Origin of the sequence: Microbispora sp. H10670 (assembly GCF_014161385.1) — a bacterium.
Lineage (GTDB): Bacteria > Actinomycetota > Actinomycetes > Streptosporangiales > Streptosporangiaceae > Microbispora > Microbispora triticiradicis.
The window spans coordinates 1-25614 of record NZ_JABBWW010000043.1 but is presented as its reverse complement, the minus strand read 5'-3'; the positions used below and the strand labels follow the sequence as shown (position 1 = coordinate 25614).

The following is a 25614-nucleotide window of genomic DNA, read 5'->3' as shown; positions in this document are numbered from 1 at the left end:
TCTCCCCGACCCCGATCGTCCCCCGAATCGATAAGGACAAGGTTATGGGGCCGTAAAGGGGATTGTTGACGCGGTCCTACGACAGCAGGCCGAGGCCGCGCACGAGGATGGTGGCGGTCCGCGCCACGACCTCGTCGTCCGCGGAGCCGCCGGGGGTGAGGCGGTTCGTGTAGATCGCCAGAATGATCGGGGCCGCGTCCTCGGCCGGCCAGACGACGGCGATGTCGCCGGCGGTGCCGTACGTGCCGCCGGTGCCGGTCTTGTCGCCGACGATCCACTTCGGGGGCAGGCCGGCGCGGATGCGCGCGTCGCCGGTCGTGTTGCCGCGCAGCCACCCGACGAGCCGGGACCGGTCCGCCGCGTCGAGCGCGCCGCCGGTGGTGAGCGCGCGCAGGTCGCGGGCGATCGACAGGGGTGTGGTGGTGTCGCGCCTCTCCCTGGGCGACCACACGTTCAGCTCGGGCTCCCAGCGGTCGAGACGGGAGACCGGGTCGCCGAGCGAACGGAAGTAACGGGTCAGGCCCTGCGGCCCGCCGATCCGCTTCAGCAGCAGGTCGCCGGCGGTGTTGTCGCTGTGGACGATCGCCGCCCGGCACAGCGCGGCGAGCGTCATCCCGTCGGCCACGTGCCTGCCCGTCTGCGGCGAGTGCGGCTTCACCTCTGCGGCCGTCCAGCGGACCACCTGCCGGGTCAGCTCGGCTTCGGTGGTCCCGGCCAGCACCGCCCCGGCGGCGAACGCCTTGAAGGTGGACGCCAGCGGGAACCGCTCGCCCTCCCGGTAGCCGATCGTGATCCCGGTCGCCATGTCGATCGCGTACGCGCCGATGCGGCCCCGGAAGGAGACCTCCAGCCTGCGCAGCGCCTTCCGTACGGCCGCCTCGCCGTGGGCGGGCGCCGCCGAGGCCCGGGCCGGAGCCGTGGGTCCGGCCGAGTTCGTGGCGGGAGGCCCGCCCGGACCGGGCGCGCCGCCGCCCGCGTCGGCACCGCAGGCGGCGCAGGCCAGGGCGGCGACTGCGGACGTGGCGGTTTTCCACCCGCCCAGCCGTCTCATGACAGAGGAGCCAACCAGAGGCGATGGAGTCGTGTCCAATGTCGTCATTCGGTGATCTGCCGCCGGACGGCGGGGCTGAGGCCGGAGAGGAGACGGTCCGCGCGGCCGTCGGTGCTCGCCCGCAGCAGGGCCGCGATGACGGCCGGCGGCACGTTGTCGAGGACCCGCCAGGCCCGCCGCGTCGTCATCGACTCGACCAGCCGGACCGCCGTCGTGGTGGAGCCGAGCGCGGTGAGGATCTCGGCGGCGCTCCGGTCCGCGACCCCCGCCATGACCAGCGTGCCACGGCCCGTGGGCATCGCGCGCAGCACCGCGGCGGCCTTCGCGGCGGCCATGTGGTCGAGGGCCCGGCCCGCTCTCGCCGTCCCCATCAGGGCCAGCACCGTCGCCGCCGCCGGCGGCTCGCCCGCCATGGCGTCGAGCAGCGCGCCCGCGGTCGCCGGATCCAGGGCGTCGAGCAGCGACGCGGCCACCTGCCTCGGCTGGGCGAGCAGCAGGCGCGCGCCCACAACCGGGGACGCCCGCCGCAGCGTCTCCATCGTCGGCGCCCCCTGCGACGCTCCCGCCGGTACTCCCATCGGCGAGCCGTCGCCATGCGGCCGCGCCGGAGGTTTCCGCGCCGGCTCCGGGGGTTTCCGTGACGGCTCGGGTGCCGCAGCGGTCCGGGGCGCCGGGCCGTCGAGGATCGCGCGCAGCCTGGCTTCGGCCTCCTGCGCTCCCATGCGCCGTGCGGGATCCTTCTCCAGCAGCCCGATCACCAGGCGGGAGATCGGCCCGGGCCGTGTCGGCGCCGGGTCGTCGCTGATGACGGCCAGCATGGTCGCGTGCTCGTTGCCCCGGCGGAAGGGCGAGCGGCCCTCGACGGCCCAGAAGAGGGTGACGCCGAGCGACCACAGGTCGGACGCGGCGTTCGCCGCCTCCCCCTTGATCCGTTCCGGCGCCATGAACTCGGGAGTGCCGAGCAGGCGGCTCCGCGCCGTGAGACCGCTCGTCCCGGACATCTGGGCGATGCCGAAGTCGACCAGGACGACCCGCCCGGCCCTGCTGATCAGGATGTTGGCGGGCTTGACGTCCCGGTGCACCACGCCTGCGGCGTGCGCGGCGGTCAGTCCGCCGAGCACGTCGCGGGCGACGGCCGCGGCCTCGCTCTCGGCCAGCACGCCTTCCTTGATCTTGTCCTCCAGGGAGACGCCCTCGACGTGGGCCATGACGATCCACGGCCTGCCGTCCGCCTCGAAGACGTCGTGCACCACGACGATCGAGGGATGCCCGATCTGGGCGAGCGACCGCGCCTCCCGGAGCGCCCGCTCCCGCTGGACCTCGGCCCGCTCCCCGTACGGCCACAGGGGGATCTCCTTCATGGCGACCAGGCGCTCCAGCGCCTGGTCCCAGGCGAGCCACACCGCGCCCATGCCACCCCGCCCCAGCAGGGACCGCAGCTCGTACCGGCCCACGACGACCTGCCCGGGCCGCGCCGGGCCGCCGACCGTCATGTCGGAGTCAGTCGTCATCGGGGAGCAGTTCGACCCCGCCGGAGCGCTCCGGGGCGGGCCGCGACAACCGGAGGGTGCGGGTGTCCGGCATGCGGCGCAGTTCCTGGTCCTCGACCGAGCCGTAACCGTCGGCGACGGGCTCGGCGCGGGTTCCCGTCGGCCCTCGCGACGAGCCGTCGGGACGAGGTGTGGGAACCTCCGGAAGTGGCCCGGTGTCCCCCGTACGGGACCAGATGCCCCAGATGTCCGTGCCGCCGTTGGCGGGCGCCGCGGTCGGCGGCCGGGTCATGGCCCCGGCGGTGAAGCTGCCCCGCGCGGTGCGGAACTCGTGCTGCTCGGCGAGCGCGAGCACCTTCTCGTAGTTGCCGGGCCGCTGCATCAGCTTCACCGCGACCGGCAGGCACTCGATGAGCAGGAACAGCAGGAAGAGCAGCAGCCGGGTCATGCTGAGGCTCATGTCCTTGCCGGTGATCTCGTTGAGCGCCTGGATCCTGATGAGCAGGCCGTTGGTGGTGAGGTTCTCCGCGTCGAAGGACTCCTGCAGGTTCCCCTGCCGCTTGAGTGCCACGTCGAGCTGGGCCCGCGCCTTCGGCAACGCCTCCTTCGCGCTGGCGAGGCGCACCTGCTTGGCCTCCTGGCCGTTGTCGGTCAGCTCCCGCCTGCGCTTCTCGATCTGCCCGTTCAGCAGGTCGATGCGGCGCTTGTTCTTGTCGTACGCGCGCTTGCTGTCCCGGGCGAGCGGGCCGTCGCCCTTCTTCGGGCAGGACGGCCCTCCGTAGAGCTGGCACTGCCACTCGGTGTAGTGCTTGTCGGCGAGCTTCCGCTCGCTGTCCCGGTCGGCGGTGAGCGCGACGATCTGCGGGTCCTGGTCGGTGGCGACGGGGACGTCGCCACCGGAGGAGACCACCTTCTCCAGGTTCGCGACCTCCTGACGAAGCTGGCCGATGGTCTTACCGGTCACGCCCTGCTGCTGCTGCGCGACGAATACGTCCGCGCGCCGCTGCTTGATCTCGACGATCTGCGCGTCGATTTCGGACTTGAAGATCTGCAGGACCAATGGAGTGGAGATGACGAAACCGAGAAGCAGCGCCATGAGGATTCGGGGAACGGCCAGCGGCCAGCGGCGCGGGGCGTCCGCCCTCATCGTGCTGACCAGCCAGCGGTCGAGGCTGAGGATCATCAGACCCCACACCAGGCCCGCGAGGACGGCGAGGACGACGTTGAGCCCCAGCGCGCTGCTCAGGGCGAACGTCATCGAGACCATGGCGAGGACGCCCGTCGTGAGGACGGCGCCCCCGATGCCCTCGAACTTGGGCTTCTCGGTCGGGCAACGCTCCAGGACCTCCGATCTCGCTCCGGACAACGCAATCAGAAAGTCCCTCATGTTTCTCCCGGGAGATTGGAGCTGTGGCCTGTGCCGTACACACGGAAACATCGCGTGACGCACGCAACACCGCTATCGTAGTTCTCCTATGTCACGTTTCGCGATATCGCGGGAATTTACCGTGATGTCATCACAGAAGGTGGGCGCATTCGAGAACTTCTCGCCGGTGACGACACCGGGGATGACATCGGGGACGGAGACAAGCGCGGGGACAGGCGCGGGGACGGGGACGGGGCGCCGGGCATGACGCGGGATCCCGTGCCGGTGCCCGGCGAGGACCTGCTCGGCAAGACTCTCGCCCGGGCCGTCGCGGGGCTCACCGCCACCGGCCGGCTCGTGGTCGTGGAGGTCGCCGCCGACGGCATGACGACCTTCGAGATCCACCGGGACGAGCACGGCACCGCGCTCGGCCGCCAGTGGCCCCTGCCGTGGATCACGCTGACGGCGGAGCACGGCTGGGGCGAGGACGCCCGGCAGGCCCTGCTGCGCGCCGCCGGCCTGCCCGCGCCCGGTTCCGAGGTGATCGTCGCGTGCTCGTCCCCCGAGAGCGGGACGGCCCTGCAGGCACTGGAGTGGCTGCGCGAGGCATGCACGGCACAGGTGTTCTCCACCGCCGCGCCGATCACCGGGCTGGTCAGGGACGTCCTCGTCGGCGATCCGCTGCACCAGTCGTACGACCTCGTGGTGATGCGCCCCGCCGGGGCCGGCGGACGGCTGGAGCTGGCGGGCAAGCTGCTGTTCCCGGTCGGCGCCCGCGCCGGAACCCGGACGGAGCTCACCGTCCGCTGCGAGCCGGGCGGTGAGCACGGCACGGCCCTGGCCGTCGTCACCCGGCAGGGCCGGGAGCCGCGGCTGCTCTCCGTGCACAGCGCCAGGGTCGCCCCCGGGCCGTACGTCGTCACCGCCGAGCTGGTGCGGCCCGGCCGGGTGCGGTTCGCGGGGCTGCCCGGGCTCGCCGCCGACGGGCGGACCTGGGACGACCTCCTCGCCGACGTGCCGGACCGGCTGCCGCCCAGGACCGGACCGGCCCACCTGATCTGCGCGGTCGAGGTGTGCGGCCCGGACGTCAAGGTCGAGGAGCGGCTGGGCCGCGCGCGTCAGATGATCGCGTTCCTGTCCGGCGAGCCCGCGGACGCGCCGCGCGTGTCCCTCGTCGCGTACGGCGCGCACTCCTTCGACCGGTCCGTACGGGACCGGCCCGTGGAGGTCGTCACCTGGCAGGCGACGGCGGAGGCGGCCCTGAAAGGGCTCGACGGCCTGGAGGAGCGGGGGGCCGTCACCCAGGGCTACCCGTACCACCCGCACGCCGCGCAGGTGGAGGACATGCTGGCGACGGTGGCGGCCCGGCTCAGCCGGAGCATGAGCCAGTCGTCACCGGGCCGGCACGTGCTGCTCACCATCGGCGACCGCCGCCCGCATCCGGGACGGGCGGACCGGTCCGGCGTCCTGCCCTGCCCGCAGCGGCACGACTGGCGGTCGCTGCTCGCCTACCTGGAACAACTGCCCGGGGTCGCGTTCGGCGCGATCTGCGACCAGCCCGAGGACGGCCCGCCGCACCGGATCTGGCGCCATCTCGGCGCCCAGGCGCTGGCCCATCTCGACGCCCTCGACCTCCAGGGACTGGCCGCCGGCCTCGGGCTCGCCGTGCCCGCCGCCGTCCACGTCCCGTTTCCCCTGCTCGACGAGACGGAGTGAACACCGGCATGCAGCCCGATCCGAAGCCGGGGCGGCCCGCCCACGACATCGCCATGTGGGGCGCGCCCGGCAGCGGCAAGACGACGCTGCTGGCCGCCCTGGACATCGCCCTGATGCGCAAGGACGACGACTGGAGGATCGTCGGCTCGGACCCCGCGTCGTCCGAGTTCCTGATCGAGCGGACGAACGCGCTGTCCACCGGCAAGGTCTTCCCCGAGGCGAGCCAGGGCCTGGAGCACTACCACTGGACGTTGTACGGCCCCGGCGAGCGGCACAGGCGGCGGTGGTGGCGCAGGCCGGGCAAGCCGGAGCCGTTCGAGGTCGGCGTCGGCATGATCGACGCGCCCGGCGGCCTCTTCAGCGCTGGCCCCCGGCGGCTCGACTACGGCCCGGACGTGCTGGACGACCTGCGCGAGCGGATGCTGAACGACCTGGTGAAGAGCCTCGGCATCGTCTTCCTCTTCGACCCGATCCGCGAGTTCGAACGCGGCGACGCCTTCGACCACCTGCATCCGCCGCTCAAGCGGCTCACCGAGCGGATGCGGGACCTCGGCCGGCTCACCGGCGGCCGGCTCCCCCACCACGTCGCCGTGTGCGTCACGAAGTTCGACGATCCGCGCGTGCTGGAGACGGCCGAGAAGATGCACCTGCTCGCCTCCGAGCCCGACGACCCGTACGGCTTCCCCCGCGTGTCCCACGACGACGCCCGGGACCTGTTCCGGCAGTTGTGCGACCTCTCGGCGAACGGCAACGCCGACATGGTCCTCAACGCGCTCGGCCGCTACTTCCACCCCGACCGGGTGCGGTTCTTCGTCACCTCGTCGATCGGCTTCTACGTCCATCCGCAGACGAAGGCGTTCGACTGGCACGACTACCAGAACCTGCTTCCCGAGGACGACGACCTGCGCATCCGCGGGCCGATCCACCCGATCAACGTGGTGGAGCCCATGCTGTGGCTCGGGCGGCGGCTCGCCGCCGAGAAGGAGAGCCCGCGGTGAACGGGGACGGCGCGCCGAGGATCGGCTTCGAGTGGGCCCTCGAAGGCAAGGAACACGGCAGCTACGACGAGTACGGCCTGCTGCAGTGGAGCAACGAACGGCTCGCCGGCGTCTTCGACGAGCTCAGGGCGCGGTACGCCGCAGGCACGCCCTCCGAGCTGCCCCAGGTGACGATCGCCCCCGCGGCGACCAAGGACAACGACGAGGTCTCCCACAATGTGGTGCTGGCGATCCACACCTGGTCGGACCACCGTGACTTCGCGGGCCGCAAGGTCGCCTACACCCGGTGGTTCTACGTTCCGTACCACCAGCTCCAGGGCCACCCGGTGTCGTACCGGGCCCTGTACGCGGCCCTCGGCGCGCTCCCACTGGCTCCGGAGCCGCCGCTGACCGTGGCCGTGCCGGCGCTCGACCCGCGCGACGTCATGCCGGGGGCGGACGCGCTGGCGGCCGCCGCGCTGCTGGCCTCCGGGCAGCAGGTCTGTCTCGTCGGCGCGGACGGCGTCCCGATGGCCGAGCGGCTGCGCTTCGTCGACACGGTCATGGCGCTGCTGCCGTACGGCCTGCGGACGAGGTTCAGCGCGGCGACCTGGACCAGCAGCACCACGAAACACCGGATCAAGCTCTCCTTCGCCCGCTACGCCCCGGAGGGCATCCAGGCCGTCCAGTGGGGCCAGGGCGCGGACATCCCCCTCGACAAGCACTCGGCGACGTACCACCGCATATTGCGCAAACGCGACGTGGACTACCCCGACCTGATCGGGTGGCTCGCCGGACAGACCGAACCCCTGTCGTTCAACGACGCCGACCGCTCCCGGGTCTTCGAGCTGCTCCGCCAGTCGGCCTTCCAGTCACCTCCCGCGCGACCGGATCCGGTCCCCGCGCCCGCACCGGCACCCGCCGCGAGCGGCGACCACGGGGTGGTGGAGGTGGCTCACCGGGGCCCCACGGTCGCCGCGCTCGCGCGCGCGCTCGCCGGCGCCTCCGCGAACCCTCATCCAGCCTTGGACGCGCTCCTGGCGGTCCTGTGGACCCAGTCCGACAGATCGGCCCTGGCGGACGCCCTCTACACGTACAACTGCTTCCAGCATGTGATCGAGCCCCAGGAGGACCGCGACCACCTGTACGAGCGGTTGGTCTCGGCGGCCTTCCAGCCGGACGAGGAATGGATGTGGGCGAGCAAACGCAAGGCCCTGCTGAGGACCGACAGCACGCCGAAGATCGTGCGACGCCTCCTGAAGGGCCTCACCAGACCGCAGCGGTGGCGAGTTGAGGGTCCGTCCAGGCAGCAGTGGCGGCGGTTCGGCACCTGGGCCCGGCAACATCGTCTGGCCTACACGATCGGCGTCGTGGTGTTCGCCATCGCCCTCACCGGTACCGGCACTGTGCTGTATCTAAGCCACGGCAACGCTCCGAGTCCGCAGGCCTTTACACCGGCGCCACGGACCGTCCTCATCAAGGACACCGCACAGCAGCCGTACGTCATGGAGGTCATCAAGGAAGCGCTCAAGCGCGAGGGGTACCAGCCAGACGTCCAGGTGCAGGGTTCTCCTAACGTACTGATCGGAGAAGACCCCGAGACCCGCGGCGAAATGGAAACCGCAGGGCTGACCCCTGTGGGTGACTTTCCCAGCGGCAGGCGTGACATCCTGATTATGAGGGATGGGCAGCAAGACCTCCCTAAAGAGATTCTCGTCCGTGAGACCTTCAGCAAGGACGTGGAGGCGCGGATCCAGGAGCACTATTCCGGATCGCACCTGAATCGTGTCCCAGACGACGAGCTTACGAGGCGGCTTATCAAGCGGGATACGGAAGCCGCCATCGTCTCCGATGGCGTCGCCGCCCAGGGTTACAAAGCTTCGGATGATCTTGTCGACCTGCTTCCGGAACGGAGAATCCTCGTCGGAGCCGACTCCGCGCTACAGCCGGCCCTGAAGCGCGCGATGGACGGTCTGGGCAAGGAGGGCGTCAAGTCCTCCGACAACCCTCAGGCCGACGCGAAGGCCTTCGTGGACCGGATCTATTCACCCGCCCCCTCGCTCGCGTCCTCCGCGGAACCCGCGCGCGGACCGGCGGGGATTTCCTGGGACGTCATCGCGATGGTCTGCGCCATCGTAGGCGTCGCCGGGTTGATAGCGATGGTTCCCTTCTTCCGAAGGTCCTCCCGCTATGAAGGGTCGCTGACCGGGCGGCATCGGGTGTGAGCGGCGTTCCGGCCACGCTCGGCACCGCCCTCGCGGTCTTCGCGGGCACCAACGTCGACGACGTCGTCATCCTGACAGTGCTGTTCCTGTCGGCCCGCGCCCAGGGCCGGCCCCGTCCCTGGCAGATCGTGACGGGGCAGTACGCCGGGATCGCGGCGCTCGTCGCCGTGTCGGGCGTCGCCGCCCTCGGCCTCGCCGTCGTGCCGGACCAGTGGGTGGGCCTGCTCGGCCTGGTGCCGCTCGCCCTCGGCGTACGCGGCCTGGTCGCGGCGGTGCGGTCGTCCGGCGGGGACGACGACCCCGCGCCCGCGGTGGCCACGGGAGTCCTCTCCGTCGCGGGCGTCACCGTCGCCAACGGCGCGGACAACGTCTCCGTCTACACTCCCCTGTTCCGCTCCATCGGTCCGGCGGCCACCCTGCTCACCATCGCCGTCTTCGCCGTCCTGGTCGCGGTCTGGTGCGCGGCGGCGTCCTGGCTGGGCTCCCACAAGAAGATCATCGAGTTCGCCGAACGATTCGGGCACTGGCTCGTCCCGATCGTGTTCATCGTGATAGGCGCGCTGATCGTGCTCGATTCCGGCGCAATCGGCCGTCTGACCGATTTCCACTAATTCAAAGGGAATTGGGGCATGCCAAGGCCGTCTATAGAAGCATGAAAAAGCGCGGAATGGAACGATCTAGCCTGGCAAACGATCCGAAGTTAGACTCCCTGACAGGTTCGGCCGCCCGCCCTCGGTGGCCGTTCGCTCGTCGCCCATGGGGAGGGCCGTGCCCCTCCACGCCCAGTGGGCGGCGGCGCGATCCTCCATGCCTCCGGGCGCCTCCGGGCGCCGACGCGGGTCCTTGGGTGACGAGGCCTCACAGGTCCCCATGGAGGTGTCGTGTCGAGGAAGCCCCCGTCCGCCCTATCACTCAGGACGGCGTTACGCACGACGGCGCTCGTCGCCGGTCTTGCCCTCATACCAGCGATGGCCCCGGCGGGTTCCGCCGCCGCGGACCCGAGCCCGAGCCCGAGCCCCTCGCGGTCCTGGACCGCCACGGCGCTGACGGACGCCGAGCACGTCCAGGGCGCCAAGTCGCCCTCCGGGAAGCTCGCGAAGAGCGACCCCGAGCTGCTCAGATCACAGTCGGCGGAGCCGACGACCGTCGTGGTCAAGCTCGACTACGACTCGCTGGCGGCCTACAAGGGCGGCCTGCCGGGGCTCCCCGGCACGAGCCCTTCCGTCACCGGTAAGGCGCTGAACGTCAAGAGCAGCGACGCGGCGAAATACCAGAAGCACATCGAGAACGTCGAGAACTCCTTCCTCGGCGAGCTCGGCAGGAAGATCCCCGGCGTCCGGGTGGGACAGAAGCTCCGCACGGTGTACGGCGGCGTCGCCCTCACGCTGCCCGCGAACAAGGCCGCCGACCTGCTCAAGCTGCCCGGTGTGGCGGCCGTGCAGAAGGACAGGGTGGAGCAGCCGCTCACGGACTCCAGCGCGGAGTTCATCGGCGCGCCGACCGTCTACAACCAGCTCGGCGGGATGAAGTCGTCGGGCAAGGGCGTCATCGTCGGCATCCTGGACACCGGCGCGTGGCCGGAGCACCCGTCGTTCGCGGACCCCGGCACGCTGCCCGCTCCCCCGCCCAAGGCGGACGGCACGCCGCGCACCTGCAACTTCGGCGACAACCCGCTGACCCCGGCCGCCGACCCCTTCACGTGCAACCGCAAGCTGATCTCCGGCCAGCCGTTCCTCGCGACGTACAACGCGATCGTGGGCGGGGAGGTGTACCCGGACAGCGCCCGTGACAGCGGCGGCCACGGGACGCACACCGCCACCACCTCGGCGGGCGGGCCGGTCGACCACGCCAACCCGCTCGGCATCGACCGCGGCGCGATCCACGGCATCGCGCCGGCCGCGCATGTCGCGGTCTACAAGGTCTGCGGCGAGGAGGGCTGCTACCAGTCCGACTCGGTGGCCGCGGTGGCGCAGGCCATCGCCGACGGCGTACGGGTCATCAACTTCTCGATCGGCGGCGGCGCCGACCCCTACAGCGACGCGGTCGAGCTCGCGTTCCTGGACGCGTACGCCGCGGGCGTGTTCGTGTCGGCCTCGGCGGGCAACTCCGGGCCGGGCGCCGCCACGACGGACCACCGCGGCCCGTGGGTGACCACCGTGGCGGCCTCGACGCAGAGCCGCACCTTCCAGTCGACGATCACGCTGACCGGTGGGCCGTCGATCAAGGGCGCGTCGGTCACGGCGGGCGTCTCCTCTCCGCTGCCCGTGGTGCTCGCCTCGGCCCCGCCGTACAGCGACCCGCTGTGCCTCAACCCGGCGCCTCCGGGGCTGTTCTCCGGCAAGATCGTCGCCTGCCAGCGCGGCCCGAACCGGGTGCTCAAGGGCTTCTCGGTGAAGCAGGGCGGCGCCGCGGGGATGATCCTGTACAACGCCACGCCGCAGGACGTCATGACCGACAACCACTGGCTGCCGACGGTGCACATCGACAAGCCGGAGACCGACGTCCTGCTGAGCTGGCTGAGCTCCCACCCCGGCGCGACGGCGACCTTCACCCAGGGGACGAAGGCCACCTGGCAGGGCGACGTGATGACGTCGTTCTCCTCGCGCGGCCCCGGCGGCGACTTCCTCAAGCCGGACGTCACCGCGCCCGGCCTGCACATCCTGGCGGGCATGACCCCGACCCCCGACTCGCCACTGGAAGGCCCCGCGGGCAACCTGTACCAGGTCATCGCCGGGACCTCGATGTCGTCGCCGCACGTCGCGGGCGCCGGCGCGCTCCTGTTCGCGCTGCACCCGGACTGGACCCCGGGCCAGGTCAAGTCGGCCCTGGAGACCACCGCGACGACGAAGGTCACCAAGGAGGACCGGACCACCCAGGCCGACCCGTTCGACTACGGCGGCGGGCGCATCGACCTGAGCAAGGCGGGCGACACGGGCCTGACCCTGGACGAGACCGCGGTGAACTACGCCGCCTCGGCCACCGACCCGCTGAACCGGATCGACCTCAACCTGCCGTCGGTGAACGCGCCCGTCATGCCGGGCGTGATCAGCGCGAAGCGTACGTTCGTCAACGCGACCACCAAGACGCTCACGTACACCGCGCTGGGCACCACCGTCAGCGGGGCGAGCATCACCGTGCTGCCGCCGCTGTTCACGGTGAAGCCGGGCAAGAGCCAGAAGGTCACCATCCTGATCGCCGCACCGGACCTGCCCGAGGGGCAGTACTTCGGCCAGGTGAACCTCAAGCAGGTCGGCGGCGCCCGGGAGCAGCATCTGCCGGTGGCCTTCTACCGGCGCGAGGGCGCGGTCCCGATCGACCAGACCTGCACGCCGAGCGCCATCGCCAGGAACACCGGGCAGTCCACCTGCACGGTCTCGGTGCAGAACACCACCCTGGAGGACACCGACGTCACCGCGCTCAGCACGCTGGACGCCAAGCTGCGGCTCACCGGCGTCACCGGCGCGACCCAGGTCGGCAGCCAGATCGTGACGACCAAGAAGACGCTGGCGGGGAGGCAGCCGGACAAGCCGGTCATCGCCCCGGGTGAGAGCCCGGCCGGTTATCTGCCGCTCTCGGCCTTCGGCATCACCCCGACGCCCATCGGCGACGAGGAGGCGCTGAACTTCACCGTCCCGGCGTTCACCTACGCGGGCCGTACGTTCACCAGGATCGGCATCGTCTCCAACGGCTACACGGTCGCGGGCGGCACGAACGGCTCGGCGGACATCCAGTTCGACCCGCAGACGCTCCCCGACACCACTCCGCCGAACGGCGTGCTCGCGCCGTACTGGACGGACCTGAACGGCGAGGGGACGCCCGGCGTCTACGCCGCCACCCTGAGCGACGGGGTGAACAGGTGGCTGGTCATCGAGTGGAGAGTCAACCTGTACGGCACGAGCAGCCTGAAGACCTTCCAGCAGTGGATCGGGCTCAACGGCGCCGAGGACATCTCGTACACCTACGACCCGGGCAACCTGCCCGGTGACCCGGGTGCGGCCTACGGCCTGACCGTCGGCGCCGAGAACGTCGAAGGCACCGCCGGCACCCAGATCAGCGGCCCGCCGACGCAGGACTACCGCGTCACCAGCACGCCGGGCGCCCCCGGCGGCACGCTGAACTACTCCTTCACCGTGAAGGGCGTGTCCCCGGGCACCGGCACGGTCACGACCGCCACCTCCACCCCCCAGGTGAAGGGCATCACGGTCGAGGTCGACAAGATCACGGTTCAGTAGGTCCTCACCAAAGGGCCCGGCGGACGCGCCACGTCCGCCGGGCTCCCGCCGTCCGGCCCGACGGTTCAGCAGTCCACAACCGCCGTACGAGTGGACGCCAAGTCCCGGTATCAGTGGGCGCCAAGAGGCGGCTGACACGCTCCTCCCATGCACAGCGCAGGAGGAAACGTGAGAAGAACGCTCAGGACGCTGCTCGCCACGGCGGCGCTCGCCACCGCCGCGATCGGCGTCAACGTGGCGCCGGCCCACGCCGGCTGGGCCGGGATCACCCTGTACGAGGACTCCGGCTACAAGGGTTACCCCCACGCCTACACCACCAGCCGCGTGGCACTGTACGGGTGGTGGGAGAACGACGTGGCCAGCTCCGTGAAGAACAGCGACGTCTTCGCCTGGGTCCTGTACGACGACCGCGACTACCAGGACCGGCATTTCTGCATCAGGCCGGGCGAGTGGGTCGAGACCCTCGGGTCGTCGCCGTGGAAGTTCAACGACAAGATCTCGTCCCTCAAGCGGCTGACGACCTCGAGCTGCGCCGGATACGTCCCTTTCTACAACGTCGCCTGACGGCTCAGCACGGAGGGCGGAAGGGCAGGTCGGCAGGGAGGTAGGCGGCCCACTCGGCGGGGGTGACGGGCGGGTGGGCGAGGGCGCAGATCCTCCGGGCCGCGTGTCCGGCGTCGACGTCCCACAGGCGTACGGTCGTGTCCTCTCCGCCGGTGGCGACGACGCGGCCGCCGGGGACGTAGACGAGGGTCTGGACCCGGCCGTCGTGGCCGGTGAGCGTGGCGACGACCCGGGCCTCGCGCCGGTCGGCCAGATCCCACAGCCGTACGCTGCCGTCCAGGCTGCCGGTGGCGAGGGTGCGGCCGTCCGGGCTGAAGGCGGCCCCCGTGACGGCGTCGGCGTGACCGGTGAGCGTGGCCACGGCCCGGGCGTCACCCGGGCCGGTCAGATCCCACAACCGCACGCTGCCGTCCAGGCCGGCGCTGGCGAGGGTGCGGCCGTCCGGGGAGACGGCGAGACGGGTGACGGCGCCGGTGTGTCCTCTCAGGGTCACCGGGTCGCGCGGGCCGCCGGGGCCGGCGACCTGCCACAGCCGGATGACGGCGTCGGCGCCCGCGCCGACGAGGAGCAGGCCGTCCGGGCCGCCTCGCACGAAGGTGATCGTGTCGACGGAGCCGCCGCTGCCGCCGAGCGTGGTGAGGTGGGCCGGGCGGCGCGGGCCGGAGACCCGCCACAGGTCGATCGTGCCGTCGGCGCTCGCGCCGGCCAGCAGGTCGCCGCCGGGGCCGAAGGCGACCGAGGTCACATTGGCCTCGTGGCGGCTCAGCACGGCGAGGCTCAGCGGGCGGCCCGGGTCGGACAGGTCCCACAGGCGGATCGTGCGGTCCTGCCCGCCGGTCGCGAGCAGCCGCCCTCCGGGGTGGAAGGCGGCGGCCGTGATGTTGTCGGTGTGGCCGGTCAGCGTGGCGAGCGGCGCGGGCCCGCCCGGGGCGGCGAGGTCCCAGACGCGGGCGGTGCGATAGCTGCCGGCCACGAGAAAGCGGCCGTCGGGGCTCGCGGCGAGTGACTGGACGGGGCTGCTGTGCCCGCTCAGCACGGAGGTCCGCATGTCCCACAGCCGTACAGTGGTGTCCTTGCCCGCGGTGGCCAGGCTCCGGCCGTCGGGGCTGAACGCCACCGAGTAGACGACGTCGGCGTGGCCGCTGAGGACGAGGGGTTCGCTCGGGAACGCGGGGTCGGTCACGTCCCACACGCGGGCGGTGCGGTCGTAGCTGCCGGAGGCCAGGGTCCGTCCGCCGGGGGCGAAGGCCAGGGAGACGATGCCGTTCTGGTGTCCGGTCAGCACCCCGAGCGGCCGTGGCCGGTCGGGGCGGCGCAGGTCCCACAGCCGGACGGTGTTGTCGAACCCGCCCGTGGCGAGGACGCGCCCGTCGGAGGTGAACGCGGCGCACAGGACGCGGTCGGTGTGGCCTCTCAGGCCGGGCAGGGCGCGCGGATGCCGGGGATCGCCGACGTCCCAGACCCGTACGACCGCGTCGGCCGAGGTGGTGACCAGGACCTTTCCGTTCGGTGAGAAGACCGCCGAGGTGAGCCCTTCGGAGTAGCCGGTGAGCGTGGCGATCCGTACCGCCCGGCCCGGGTCGGACACGTCCCACAACCCGACCGTGCGGTCGTAACTCGCCGTCGCCAGCAGGCGGCCCCGCGGGTCGAAGGCCACCGTACGCACCGCGTCGGTGTGTCCTTCGAGCACGGCGAGGGGGCGCGGCCGGCGGACGTCGGCCACGTCCCAGAGCCGCGCGGTGTGATCGGCCCCGGAGGTGGCCAGGACCCGCCCGTCGGGCCGGAACGCGGCCGACATCACCTCGCCGGAGCCGTCGATGACGGAGAGGGCCGCGGGACGGTGCGGGTCGGAGACGTTCCACAGGCGTACGGCGCGGTCGAGGCCCGCCGTGGCGAGGGTGCGGCCGTCGGGGCTGAAGGCCGTGGCGTACGCCGGGGCGCGGTGCGCGGTCAGCCGGGTCGCGTACGGCACGGCCGGCGCCGACAGGACGCTGCCGCGCGCCTCCGGGGTGTCGGCCAGGCGGTAGGCGGCCAGGCCCAGCTGTGCGGACAGCGCGGGGTTGGTCCCGCGCAGGGCGATGGCGTCACCCGCGAGCCTGCGGGAGAGGGCCTGGTCGCGCTGGCGGACGGCGGTGCGCTGGGCCTGCGACGCGGTGACGGCGGCGACGGCGGCGACGACCACCAGCGCCACCAGGGCGGCGATGGTCTGGTAGAGGCGGCGGGTGCGGCGGCGCACCTGGCGGCCCGAGGCCCGCAGGAAGTCGGCCATGGTCGGCGTCACGTCGGAGGGATGCCGCTGCGCCCACTCCTGCGCGGCGAGCAGCCGCGCGCCCCGGTACAGCACGTCGGGATCGCTCCGCTCGTGCCGCCAGGCCTGGGCGTCGGCGGCGAACCGGCGGCCGAGCAGCAGAGCGGCGCGGTCGGCGGCCAGCCAGTCGGCGAGCAGGGGCCAGGCGGACAGCAGGGCCTCGTGCGTGATCTCCACGGTGTCGTGGTCCAGGGTGAGCAGGCGCTGGTCGGCGAACCGGTGCAGCACCTCGGTCATGGCCGGCCCGGCGGACGGCAGATCGGCCGAGGAGACCCTGCGGCGGGTGTCTGCGGCGTCGGCGGAGACGTGCACGAGATGCAGGAACAGCCGTCGCGCCAGTTCTCGCCGCTCGGGGGGAAGCTCCTCGTAGATCTCGGTGGCGCTGGCGGCCACGGCGCCCTCGATGCCACCCGCCTCCTGGTAGCCGGCCACGGTCAGGCCGTGGCCCTGGTCGTTCAGCCAGGTGGCGTAGAGCGCGTGCGACAGCAGCGGCAGGACCCCGGCGTCGTGGGCCCGGCCGGCTTCGCGGAGCAGCAGTTCGACCAGGGCGTCCTCGATGGCCAGGCCGGCCTTGCGCGCCGGTTCCACGATGGCGTCGCGCAGTTCGTCCCTTGTCATGGGACCGACGGCCACCTGACCGTGTTGCGCGACGGCCGCCAGATCCGGAAACCGGAGCAGGTGGCCGTAGAAGTCGGCGCGCAGGCCGATCACCACAATGGTGCCGTCGGCCGCGGCCCGCACCAGCGCGTCCACGAACGCCGCCTGCTCCGGCTCCGGGGAGGTCGTGAAGATCTCCTCGAACTGGTCGACGATGAGAACCTCACCCGGCCGGGCGGCGATGACGGGACGCGAGGCCGGCGTGCAGACGGTGACCGCACGTCCCCGCTCGCGCAGCGCCGCGGCCAGCCCGGCCCGCAGCAGCGACGACTTGCCCGCGCCGGAGGCACCGACCACCAGCCGCAGCCCGCCGCCGTCCGATTCGGTGCCGTCCAGTTGGGTGACCGCGTGCAGGAGGCGCTCGGTCAGGGCGTCCCGGCCGAAGAACCACGCGGCGTGCTCGGCCTCGAAGCCCGCCAGTCCCCGGTACGGCTCGACGCCTTCCCGCCTGCGCGACCGTCCCCGCCGTACGCGCTGCCAGGCGTCCACCCAGGCGGTGACCTCGGCCGCGCCGCAGACCGTCACCACCCGCTCGAACAACTGCCGCAGGGCCGGTGAGGGCAGGCCGCGACCGGCGAACCAGTCGCCGATGGTGCTGTGCGCGCCGGGGCTGCCCGCCCGCGCCGCGACCTGCCGTACGGTCAGCCCGGCCCGCTCGCGGAGCATGGTGAGTTCCCGGGCGAAGCCCTCCCGGTCACGGATCCGGCCCGGGTCCGGTCCCGCCGCGTCCTGAGCCACCGCCGCGCCTCCTTCGGGAAACGGTCTCCTTAGGTAGTCCGTCGCGCGGCTTCGAGGGTTACCGGCTTGTACGGGCTTGTACGGATCAGGCCAGACACCTTCCAGGGCCGTCGGCTCCCGCCTGATAGTCGGGGCGTCCAATCGGAATGGAGGACGCTCATGACAGGCACGACCGAACAGCCGTCCCGCAGGGCGGTGCTGCGCATGGCGGCGAGCGCGCCGCTGCTCCTCGGCGCGAGCGCCGCGCTCGCCGTCGCGACGTCGGCCCCGGCGCTGGCCGCACAGGCGGGGTGGCGCTGGTGCGAACGGTGCAGCGGCCTTTGGTACTCGCTGAACGGGACGCGGGGCACGTGCCCCGCGGGGAACGTCTTCGACGGCGGTCATCACAGCAACGGCAGCGGAAACTACATCCTGAAGACCGTCGAGGACGGCGGCCGGGGCCAGGGCAACTGGCGCTGGTGCGGCGCCTGCCAGGGGCTCTGGTACGGCGGCAACCCCACGCTCGGGTACTGCCCCAACCGGGGCGCCACGGGCCACACGCCGATCGGCCCCTACCCGACCGTCTCGTCGTACTACCTGATCGAGGACGTCGGCAACCGCGACTCCCCCGGCGGCCAGGAGCAGTGGCGCTGGTGCTACAAGTGCGCCGGCATGTTCTTCGACGGCAACACCCCCGGCGGCTCCGGCCGCTGCCCCAAGGACGGCCTCACCCACGCCGTCACCGGCGGCAGCTACGTCCTGCGACAGGTCCCGTGAAGGCGACACGGCACACCGGCGTCCTCGGCGCCCTGATGGCGTTTCTCCTGGTGGGCGCACTGCTGGGGGCGCCCCCCGCTCAGGCGGTGGCCGGCCAGGGGTACGCGTACATGTGGATGAACTACGCGGCCGCGCCGCTCCAGACCACCTTCGCCCCGCGGCAGGAGTACAGCGCGAACTCGGCAGGCGGCCCGGCGGCGAACACGTTCGTCCGCACCGGCACCGGGGCGTACACCGTGACGATGCGCTACCTCGGCCTGGTGGGCGGAACCGTCCAGGTCACCGCGTACGGCGTGGACAGCACCAGGTGTGGTGTGGGCGGCTGGGCACCGGCGGGCGACGACCTGAAGGTCTACGTCTACTGCTTCAACCCGGCCGGGCAGCCCGCCAACAGCGCCTTCGACGTCAGCTTCACCAACCCGGGGTACAGCGCGGGGGCCCTCGGGTACGTGTGGTCCTACCAGACAGGCTATTCGGTGTACGCCTGGACGACGCTGACCGGCGCCTACCAGTTCAACTCCCTGGGCGGCGCCAACGCCGTCCTGGGCGGCTACACCCTGCGGTTCCCCGGACTGGCCAGCCAGGGCGGGCACGTGCAGGTCACCGCCTACGGCGGCTCCCCCAATCGGTGCAAGGTCGTCAACTGGTACCCGTCCGGCGGCGACGCCATGGTCGCTGTGACCTGTCACGACACCGCGGGCGTCCCTGCTCCGACGCTCTTCACCGCCACGTTCACCGACCGTTCGGGCCCGTTCGGCACCTCGCGGCACCGGGCGTACGTCTTCGCGAACCAGCCGACCAGCGCCTCCTACACGCCCGCCCTCGCCTACCAGCACAATTCGGCCGGGTACTCCAACACCGTGCAACGTCTCGGCGTCGGCGACTACGTGATCCGCATGCCGGGCATGCCGCTCGAGCACGGCATCGTCCACGTCACGGCTTACGGCTCCTCCCCCGACTACTGCAAGGTCTACAACTGGTATCCCGGGGACGGCGTCTACGTCCGATGCTTCAACACGGCCGGCTCCCCGATCGACACCATGTTCAACGCCGCGTTCAGCGAGTGAGACTGCATTTCCCGCAGGGCGGCCCCCTCACCGGGGCCGCCCCGCCCACGAGTTGCTCATCGCGGCAGGCCTGTCGAGCACCTCTGACGCCGAGATGTCCCTGAACGACGGATCTCCGGCCCCGCGGCGCCGCCAGTCCCCCACAATGCGGGTCCGCGACGGAGCGATCAGCCAGGTCTCAACCTCCCTGAGGAGGTTCGGGCGGCAGCTCCACCCGCGGAAGGTCACGAGCGACCACGTCGAAGTAGCGCTGTGTGGATTGGCTCGATCACCGATCACTTACAGCCGTCGCACGCGATGAGCGCAGCAGCCTTCACTCGGCGAGCGCCTTCTGAACCGACGCGGAGAGGACCTCGGGCAAACGAGCACAATCCTTCCTGCCCCAAGGGTGCTTTCTCGCGTAATCGATCAAGCCCGCCGAAAATCGTGGCGGCCTACCGACCGCCGTTCCTCTTCCGGTCGTGCCGGAGCGCGAGCCGCACCGCGAAGTAGACGACCGTGAACAGTACGGCCACCTCGAACACGACAAGTAACAGTTCTGCCAGCCCGAGCCCGTACATCGACCACCTCTTCAGGAGAAGGAACCGAGGGCAGTATGAGCCGACAGTGCGCCACAGTCGAGCAAATCCCCAGCGGTCCGGTGTGATCGCCCTCGCTGCAGGCCGGGGCGCCTGTGATAGCGATGTGGCTAGGGCTCCCGGTGTTCGAAACACGTCGGCAGCACCAGCCGCAGTAACGCGCCGCTTTTACACGGCACGGCTTCGGCCGTCCCGCCGTGAGCCTCGGCGACCTGCCGGACGATGGCCAGGCCCAGTCCGGAGCCAGGGTGCGCGCGGGCCGCCGGTGATCGGTAGAAGCGGTCGAAGACGAATTCGAGGTCGCTGTCGGGGATCCCTGGGCCGGTGTCCGCGACCTCGAGGGTCCCCGCCGTGACGCTGATCCTGACCCGGCCGCCGGACGGGCTCCATTTCACGGCGTTGTCGACGAGGTTCGCGACGGCGCGTTCCAGGGCGTCGGGGTCCCCGTGGACGAGAGTGGGCGCGCAGGCCAGCTCGAATTCGATCTGTGGCGCCCGGCGCGCCGCGCGGGCCGCGACACGCTCGGCGACGAGGTCGAGGCGGACGTCTTCGGTGTGGTAGGGCGCCTGGCCGTAGCGGGCCAGGTCGACCAGGTCGTTGACCAGAGTCGTGAGTTCGCCCGCCTGGCCGAGCGCTTCGGCGGCGAGGATCGGGGCCTGCGCGTCGGCCGGGTTCTCCGCCAGCAGTTCGAGGTTCACCGTCAGGCTCGTCAGCGGTGTGCGCAGTTCGTGCGAGGCGTCGGCCACCAGACGGCGCTGGGCGCCGACCGACTCGTCCAAGGCGGCGGTCATCGCCGCGAACGCGGCGCCGAGCCGGCCGATCTCATCCCGGCTGTCCGCGGGAATCGCTATGGACAGGTCGCCGGTCGTACGGATCAGTTCGACCGTCTCGGTGAGCTGGTGCACCGGGCGGAGGACGCGGCGTGCCGCCAGGCGTGAGGCCAGCGCCGCGAGAAGTCCGGCGGCCACCGTCGAGCCGGCGAGCAGCCAGGCGAGCTCGCGTAGCGTCGGTGCGGGATCGGACTCCGGGATGGCCGTGCGCACGAGCGTCCCCGGTGAGTCGGGCAACTGGGCGGTGTAGACGCGGTAGACGACGCCGTTGTAGACCGCGTCACGGAAGTAGGCGCCCTCGATGCCGTCCGCGACGGCGACGTCGCGAGCGGTGATGTCGACGAACTCCGTCGACGGCCCGATCCGGACAGGCTCCGGCACGATCTGCAGCTGGGTGCTCCCGATCCCCAGCGGAACAGTCGGGAAGCCCGGCTCCCCGTTGACGTCCCTGAACTTGGCCTTGATCGCCGCGGCCACGTTCGGCGCCTGGCCGGCGGCCACGACCAGCGTGTTGTCGATCTGGCCACGGAGGTTGGCGTTCACCGCCGGATACAGGACCACCGACACGAGCACCAGGGCGCCCGCGACCACGGAACCGCCGGCGATGGCCAGCCGGGTGCGCAGGTTCACGGCTCCTCACGCAGGACATACCCAAGGCCGCGCACCGTCTGGATCAATCTGCTGCCGCCGTCCGATTCGAGTTTGCTTCGCAGGTAGCTGACGTAGACCCACAGTGCGTTCGACTCCGGGCCGAAGTCGTAACCCCAGACGGACTCGAAGATCTGGGTCCGGCTCAGCACCCGGCCGGGATTGCGCAGGAACAGCTCCAGCAGGGACAGCTCCGTCTTGGTCAGGTCCAGGCGCCGACCGGCGCGCTCGGCCCTGCAGCCGCTCACGTCCAGCTCGACGTCGGCGAAACGCAGCACCTCGGCCCTGGCACCGCTGCGCCGGAGCAGGGCTCTGAGCCGGGCCCGCAGCTCCTCCAAGGCGAACGGCTTGGCCAGGTAATCGTCGGCACCGGCGTCGAGCCCGGCGACCCGGTCGGTGACCAGGTCCCGGGCCGTGAGCATCAGGATCGGAGTGTCGTGCCCGCCCGAACGCAGCATCCGGCACACCTCCAGCCCGTTCGGTTCGGGCATGAGGACGTCGAGAACCACCGCGTCCGGGCGGAACACGCCGTGCTCGGCGAGTGCGGACGCCCCGTCAGCGGCGGACGACACGTCGTAGCCGTCCCGGCGCAACGCGTGCTCCAAAGACCGCCGCACGGCCGGGTCGTCGTCCACCACAAGTATCCGCATGGTCGCCCATCCTCGCCGTCGATCCTGAAGCCGTGTGAGACGCGGTGGCCGTCAGCCCTTGCTCAGTGACCGCTTCAGATCGCTCAACGCGGCATCGAGCTCGTCGGAGCCGACCCCGAGCGAGGCGGCGATGTCACCGAAGGTCTTGGACGTGACATCGACTCTGCCCAACGTCACCAGAGTGGCCAGCGCGGCCTTGGCCTTGGCCTGGTCGACACCGAGCGCCGCGGCCAGAGACGCCGCCGCGGCGTCGGTGGTGAACGGCGAGTCCTGCCGGCCGTCCGGGGCCTTCTTGTCCATGCCGTCCAGCTTGTCCCGGTGGTCGTCGCCCGGCGCGGGCTCGGCGACGATCGGCCGCAGAGCCTCCTGGACCCGCGCGACCGGCAGCCCCAGCTTCGCCGCGACCGCCTCGACGAAGGCGTCCGGCGTGACATCGGCCGACTTGGCCAGCGACATCTTGGCCGCGACCAACGCGGCGTCGAGCCGATCAGCCGTCACCCCCAGCTTCTCCGCGATCGCGCCCAGATCGGCCTCCACACCCGCTCCGGGCTTGCCTGACGAGTCCTGCCGGCCGTCCGGGGCCTTCTTGTCCATACCGTCCAGCTTGCCCCGGTGGTCGTCACCCGGCGCGGGCTCGGCGACGATCGGCCGCAGAGCCTCCTGGACCCGCGCGACCGGCAGCCCCAGCTTCGCCGCGACCGCCTCGACGAACGCCTCCGGCCTAACACCGTCCGACTTGGCCAGCGACATCTTGGCCGCGACCAACGCGGCGTCGAGCCGATCAGCCGTCACCCCCAGCTTCTCCGCGATCGCGGCCAGATCGGCCTTCGCGCCCGCCCTGGATTTCCCTTCTACCTTGACCGTCGCGGTTTCGGATCTCGCGGCGCCGGATGCCGGGGCCGGATCGGCCGCCGCGGCCGTACCGGTCGCGGCCAGCGTGGCGAGAGTTGCCGTGGCCAGGACCAGCCGTGTGCGTTTCATCATCGTGATGCCTTTCGTCCACGGAGCGCCGGACGAGAACCGGCGCTGTGGACGACACAAACATCGCGTCCTCTGGCGTGGTTTCAGCCACCTTTAAAGATTCCTTAGAACGGTTACGTTCTCTCTAGTGCGCGATAGATCGGTGATGCGGCTCCCAGGAGCAGATGTGCCCAGGCCAGACACTGGTCTGGGCTTGACCGCTCCTCGTCGTCGCCATGTGTCACGTCCGAGGCCAACACACCGTGGACCAACAGCGGCGACGTTCACAAGGAATGCGGCTCAAGCGCCGCCGCCAGGGCGACGTACTACGGCCGGTGCCCATCCCTCCGAAACTGGGTAAGATCCTTTGGCAACACATTGAAGAGTTCGGGGTCTGCTCGAACGGGCGGACCTTCCGCAGTGAGCGCGGCAGGACCATCGCCTCGACGCCCTACATGGAAGTGCAGGAGGAAGCCCACAAGCCCGCCTGCACTTCTGCCCAGACCCGACGCCAGCATCGGCGCGACGGATTCACGACAGCCGGGGACCACTCAGACTCACCGAAGGTCCCATACAGCAGCAAGGCCCGGGAAGCCTGTCCGCCCTGCTGTCATGAAATACGGTAGGCCGGGGCGGGCCATCGGGGGAGCGGCGAACCTCAATCGCCACTGCGGACATGCGCTACTTCCGTAGAGTATGGGTGCGACTTCTTGTTGTGACTACATGCAGTGTGTAGCATTCCGTGACGTGTCCGTCTCTCCTCGAAGCGCCGCATCTGTCAAGCCAAGCAGCCTCCCCGTAGGAGAGCTCCTTGAGAAACGATCCCCGTTCCGCGTCCCTAGATACCAGAGACCCTATGCCTGGGACACCGAGCGCATAGATGAGTTCATTGACGACATTCTGAACCTTTTAGACGCTGGCGAGAGCGATCACTTCTTCGGCTCAATGGTCGCCATTCAGATTACCGATCATTCTCAGGCTAGCACGCTAGCTCACGAAGTGGTGGACGGACAGCAGCGACTAACTACCTTCTACCTACTCATCGCTCGAATCGTCAAGACCGCCCGCACTCTGCAGCATGAAGCACGTGACGCCGGCGACGAAAGACTAGCCATTCGTCTTGAAATCTTCGCCGAAGAAACGTCCAATAAGTATCTATTCTACGAGCGCTACGACGTAGAAGAGGGCCGAAAAACACTAGAGCCCCGTTTGCGGCTCTCCAAGGAAGACGACCCTAAGTTCCGAACACTACTTTCCGATACGCCACTCAATAGCCCATCTCGCGCCAGCCACAAACTTCTACAAGACGCGTATGATCAGATCTACGACAAGCTGATCTGCAAGCTTCTCGGTAAAGACACTGGTGTATTGGAGAAGTTCAAGGAACTCCAGAGATTACGTGAGTCGATCCTATGGGACACGTTCATCATCCACATCGTCAGCGAAGAACGCCAAAGCGGCTACCGCCTCTTCAGCGTTCTCAATGACCGAGGGAAAAGGCTCGCGGTCGCAGACCTCTTGCGCAGCCACACACTTGAGCAGCTTGACGGGTATCCCAAGCTTCAAGAGGACGCCTCGCGCCGATGGGACGAAATCCTCGCCGAGGGCAGTCCCATAGCAGACGAATTCCTTGTAGATTACCTGCCTTCAATGACTGGTGGTAGGCAGAGCCCGGAACGACTGTTTGGCGCCCTAAAACGGGAGCTGTTCAACCTGAGCCCCACTAATCAGGCCGAGGCAGCTCTGGTCGCAACGAGAACGCAGGCTCTTGCGGACGAGTTTCAGAAATTCCAGCTTATCGAGAAGGGACAATGGCCCTATCTAGCCTTAGAGAGAGACCCGAACGTTAGCGACTGGCAACGGGCGCGCCTCAAGCGTCTAGTTGTTACTCTGAAGCACAAGCTTTCATTACCCCTGCTCCTCGCAGCACGCATGTGCGTCGGTGAACGCGAGTTCGCGGAACTCGTGCACTTACTGGAGAAGTTTGCGTTCCGCTACAAGAACATTTGCGACGGCCATGCCACGGCCGCGAGCAAACACTACTACTCGATGGCGAAGAAGCTGCGGCAAGCTGCCGCCTCCAGTGATTCAACGTCTAACTGGGCCGAACTCCGTACAGGACTGAGACAGCTGATCAATGAGCGCGCTCCAGACGATAAGTTCAAGGCGCAACTCGTCGAGAAACTCCGGTATGATCATTCTTCTCAGCGTGGAAATATCCGGGAATTCTTCACTACCTTAGATGACTACTGGAGCTGGCTTCAGATGGGAGCGCAGGGCTCTCCGAAGTACTCTTCAGGGTCAGTGATAGACATCGAACAGGCGACGATAGAGCACATCTACCCACAGCATGCGTCACCAGGCGACAAAAATCCTCATCTGGAGGAACGGAAGCATCGCCTCGGAAACCTCTCTTATTGGGATCCACGCGACAACGTGACAGCAGGAAACAAGTCTTTCTCCGAAAAACAGGGTCTGTTCAAATTGAGCAAAAGCTCCTGCACTCAGGCTCTTGCTTCACTCCCAGTCTGGGATCTAGGACAATACGAATCTCGCCTAGAAACGCTGTTGCAGGATGCATGCAAGGTCTTCGTGGTCTGAGTTCCGAGGGAACTTTTGGCCTAGGCAGTTAGAGTGGTCCTAGCCTGCCTGAGCCACAGTATCCGAATCCGTGCTAGTGCCATACGCCTGAAATTCGTCGGATAAATACTTATCCTGATGTGTATGGGGCATCCGGGTCCGTCTGCAATACCCATCGAGTTGACCGATGCTGAGCGGTCCTGGCTGCATGGCCTGACGGC

17 protein-coding genes are annotated in these 25614 nt (G+C 70.0%); 9 read left to right on the top strand and 8 right to left on the bottom strand.

Features of this window, described 5'->3' with window-relative positions:
- Positions 1-76: 76 nt before the first annotated feature.
- Genes bla through HHX33_RS33065 form a run of 3 tightly spaced genes read right to left on the bottom strand, consistent with a single transcriptional unit; the run spans position 77 to position 3928 of the window.
- Positions 77-1051, bottom strand: coding sequence for a class A beta-lactamase (bla, locus tag HHX33_RS33075; protein ID WP_182878014.1), 975 nt, complete (start codon positions 1049-1051; stop codon positions 77-79).
- Between the two features lie 44 nt (positions 1052-1095).
- The gene (locus HHX33_RS33070; RefSeq protein WP_182878013.1) at positions 1096-2562 is read right to left on the bottom strand and encodes a serine/threonine-protein kinase; all 1467 of its coding nucleotides are present in this window, start codon (positions 2560-2562) and stop codon (positions 1096-1098) included.
- Positions 2552-3928, bottom strand: coding sequence for a DUF4407 domain-containing protein (locus HHX33_RS33065; RefSeq protein ID WP_182878012.1), 1377 nt, complete (start codon positions 3926-3928; stop codon positions 2552-2554). The genes HHX33_RS33070 and HHX33_RS33065 overlap by 11 nt, the downstream gene beginning before the upstream one ends.
- 243 nt (positions 3929-4171) lie before the next feature.
- Here HHX33_RS33065 and HHX33_RS33060 point away from each other — a divergent pair, with 243 nt between their 5' ends.
- From HHX33_RS33060 to HHX33_RS33035, 6 genes are all read left to right on the top strand, one after another.
- Positions 4172-5623: a hypothetical protein gene (locus tag HHX33_RS33060; RefSeq protein ID WP_182878011.1), complete on the top strand. Its 1452-nt coding sequence runs from the start codon at positions 4172-4174 to the stop codon at positions 5621-5623.
- An 8-nt stretch (positions 5624-5631) separates the two neighbouring features.
- On the top strand, positions 5632-6621 hold the full coding sequence (locus HHX33_RS33055) for a hypothetical protein (protein ID WP_111698001.1): 990 nt from the start codon (positions 5632-5634) through the stop codon (positions 6619-6621).
- Positions 6618-8825 carry a hypothetical protein gene (locus HHX33_RS33050; protein ID WP_182878010.1) on the top strand — a complete coding sequence of 736 codons (2208 nt, stop codon included), beginning with the start codon at positions 6618-6620 and terminating at the stop codon, positions 8823-8825. Before HHX33_RS33055 ends, HHX33_RS33050 begins: the two co-directional genes overlap by 4 nt.
- Complete coding sequence (locus HHX33_RS33045) at positions 8822-9436, top strand: cadmium resistance transporter (protein ID WP_182878009.1); 615 nt, start codon at positions 8822-8824, stop codon at positions 9434-9436. Before HHX33_RS33050 ends, HHX33_RS33045 begins: the two co-directional genes overlap by 4 nt.
- 357 nt (positions 9437-9793) lie before the next feature.
- Positions 9794-13057 (top strand): S8 family serine peptidase, encoded by a 3264-nt coding sequence (locus HHX33_RS33040; RefSeq protein ID WP_182878008.1) that lies wholly within the window; start codon positions 9794-9796, stop codon positions 13055-13057.
- 168 nt (positions 13058-13225) lie between these two features.
- Complete coding sequence (locus HHX33_RS33035) at positions 13226-13621, top strand: peptidase inhibitor family I36 protein (RefSeq protein ID WP_165900470.1); 396 nt, start codon at positions 13226-13228, stop codon at positions 13619-13621.
- Positions 13622-13625: 4 nt separating this feature from the next.
- Here the strand turns inward: HHX33_RS33035 and HHX33_RS37560 are convergent, their stop codons facing one another.
- Complete coding sequence (locus HHX33_RS37560; RefSeq protein ID WP_182878007.1) at positions 13626-17324, bottom strand: helix-turn-helix domain-containing protein; 3699 nt, start codon at positions 17322-17324, stop codon at positions 13626-13628.
- A gap of 159 nt (positions 17325-17483) precedes the next feature.
- Between HHX33_RS37560 and HHX33_RS33025 the strand changes: the two genes are divergently transcribed.
- Both HHX33_RS33025 and HHX33_RS33020 read left to right on the top strand, forming a co-directional pair.
- Positions 17484-18080, top strand: a complete 597-nt coding sequence (locus HHX33_RS33025; protein ID WP_182878006.1) for a hypothetical protein — start codon at positions 17484-17486, stop codon at positions 18078-18080.
- Positions 18077-19147 carry a hypothetical protein gene (locus tag HHX33_RS33020; protein WP_182878005.1) on the top strand — a complete coding sequence of 357 codons (1071 nt, stop codon included), beginning with the start codon at positions 18077-18079 and terminating at the stop codon, positions 19145-19147. The genes HHX33_RS33025 and HHX33_RS33020 overlap by 4 nt, the downstream gene beginning before the upstream one ends.
- Before the next feature lie 434 nt (positions 19148-19581).
- On the opposite strand, the gene HHX33_RS36850 is transcribed toward HHX33_RS33020, so the two are convergent.
- The 4 genes from HHX33_RS36850 to HHX33_RS33005 form a co-directional block, all read right to left on the bottom strand.
- The gene (locus tag HHX33_RS36850) at positions 19582-19707 is read right to left on the bottom strand and encodes a hypothetical protein (protein WP_259403120.1); all 126 of its coding nucleotides are present in this window, start codon (positions 19705-19707) and stop codon (positions 19582-19584) included.
- A 128-nt stretch (positions 19708-19835) separates the two neighbouring features.
- Positions 19836-21185, bottom strand: a complete 1350-nt coding sequence (locus tag HHX33_RS33015; protein ID WP_182878004.1) for a sensor histidine kinase — start codon at positions 21183-21185, stop codon at positions 19836-19838.
- Positions 21182-21853, bottom strand: a complete 672-nt coding sequence (locus HHX33_RS33010; protein WP_182878003.1) for a response regulator transcription factor — start codon at positions 21851-21853, stop codon at positions 21182-21184. The genes HHX33_RS33015 and HHX33_RS33010 overlap by 4 nt, the downstream gene beginning before the upstream one ends.
- Positions 21854-21904: 51 nt before the next feature.
- Positions 21905-22837 carry a hypothetical protein gene (locus HHX33_RS33005; RefSeq protein WP_182878002.1) on the bottom strand — a complete coding sequence of 311 codons (933 nt, stop codon included), beginning with the start codon at positions 22835-22837 and terminating at the stop codon, positions 21905-21907.
- A 723-nt stretch (positions 22838-23560) separates the two neighbouring features.
- Between HHX33_RS33005 and HHX33_RS33000 the strand changes: the two genes are divergently transcribed.
- The gene (locus tag HHX33_RS33000) at positions 23561-25414 is read left to right on the top strand and encodes a DUF262 domain-containing protein (RefSeq protein WP_182878001.1); all 1854 of its coding nucleotides are present in this window, start codon (positions 23561-23563) and stop codon (positions 25412-25414) included.
- Positions 25415-25614 lie beyond the last annotated feature (200 nt).

Bases quoted from the DNA above. Each gene is read 5' to 3' on its own strand.
- bla (WP_182878014.1), bottom strand. From the start codon at position 1,051: ATGAGACGGCTGGGCGGGTGGAAAACCGCCACGTCCGCAGTCGCCGCC.
- HHX33_RS33070 (WP_182878013.1), bottom strand. From the start codon at position 2,562: ATGACGACTGACTCCGACATGACGGTCGGCGGCCCGGCGCGGCCCGGG.
- HHX33_RS33065 (WP_182878012.1), bottom strand. From the start codon at position 3,928: ATGAGGGACTTTCTGATTGCGTTGTCCGGAGCGAGATCGGAGGTCCTG.
- HHX33_RS33060 (WP_182878011.1), top strand. From the start codon at position 4,172: ATGACGCGGGATCCCGTGCCGGTGCCCGGCGAGGACCTGCTCGGCAAG.
- HHX33_RS33055 (WP_111698001.1), top strand. From the start codon at position 5,632: ATGCAGCCCGATCCGAAGCCGGGGCGGCCCGCCCACGACATCGCCATG.
- HHX33_RS33040 (WP_182878008.1), top strand. From the start codon at position 9,794: ATGGCCCCGGCGGGTTCCGCCGCCGCGGACCCGAGCCCGAGCCCGAGC.
- HHX33_RS33025 (WP_182878006.1), top strand. From the start codon at position 17,484: ATGACAGGCACGACCGAACAGCCGTCCCGCAGGGCGGTGCTGCGCATG.
- HHX33_RS36850 (WP_259403120.1), bottom strand. From the start codon at position 19,707: ATGTACGGGCTCGGGCTGGCAGAACTGTTACTTGTCGTGTTCGAGGTG.
- HHX33_RS33010 (WP_182878003.1), bottom strand. From the start codon at position 21,853: ATGCGGATACTTGTGGTGGACGACGACCCGGCCGTGCGGCGGTCTTTG.
- HHX33_RS33005 (WP_182878002.1), bottom strand. From the start codon at position 22,837: ATGATGAAACGCACACGGCTGGTCCTGGCCACGGCAACTCTCGCCACG.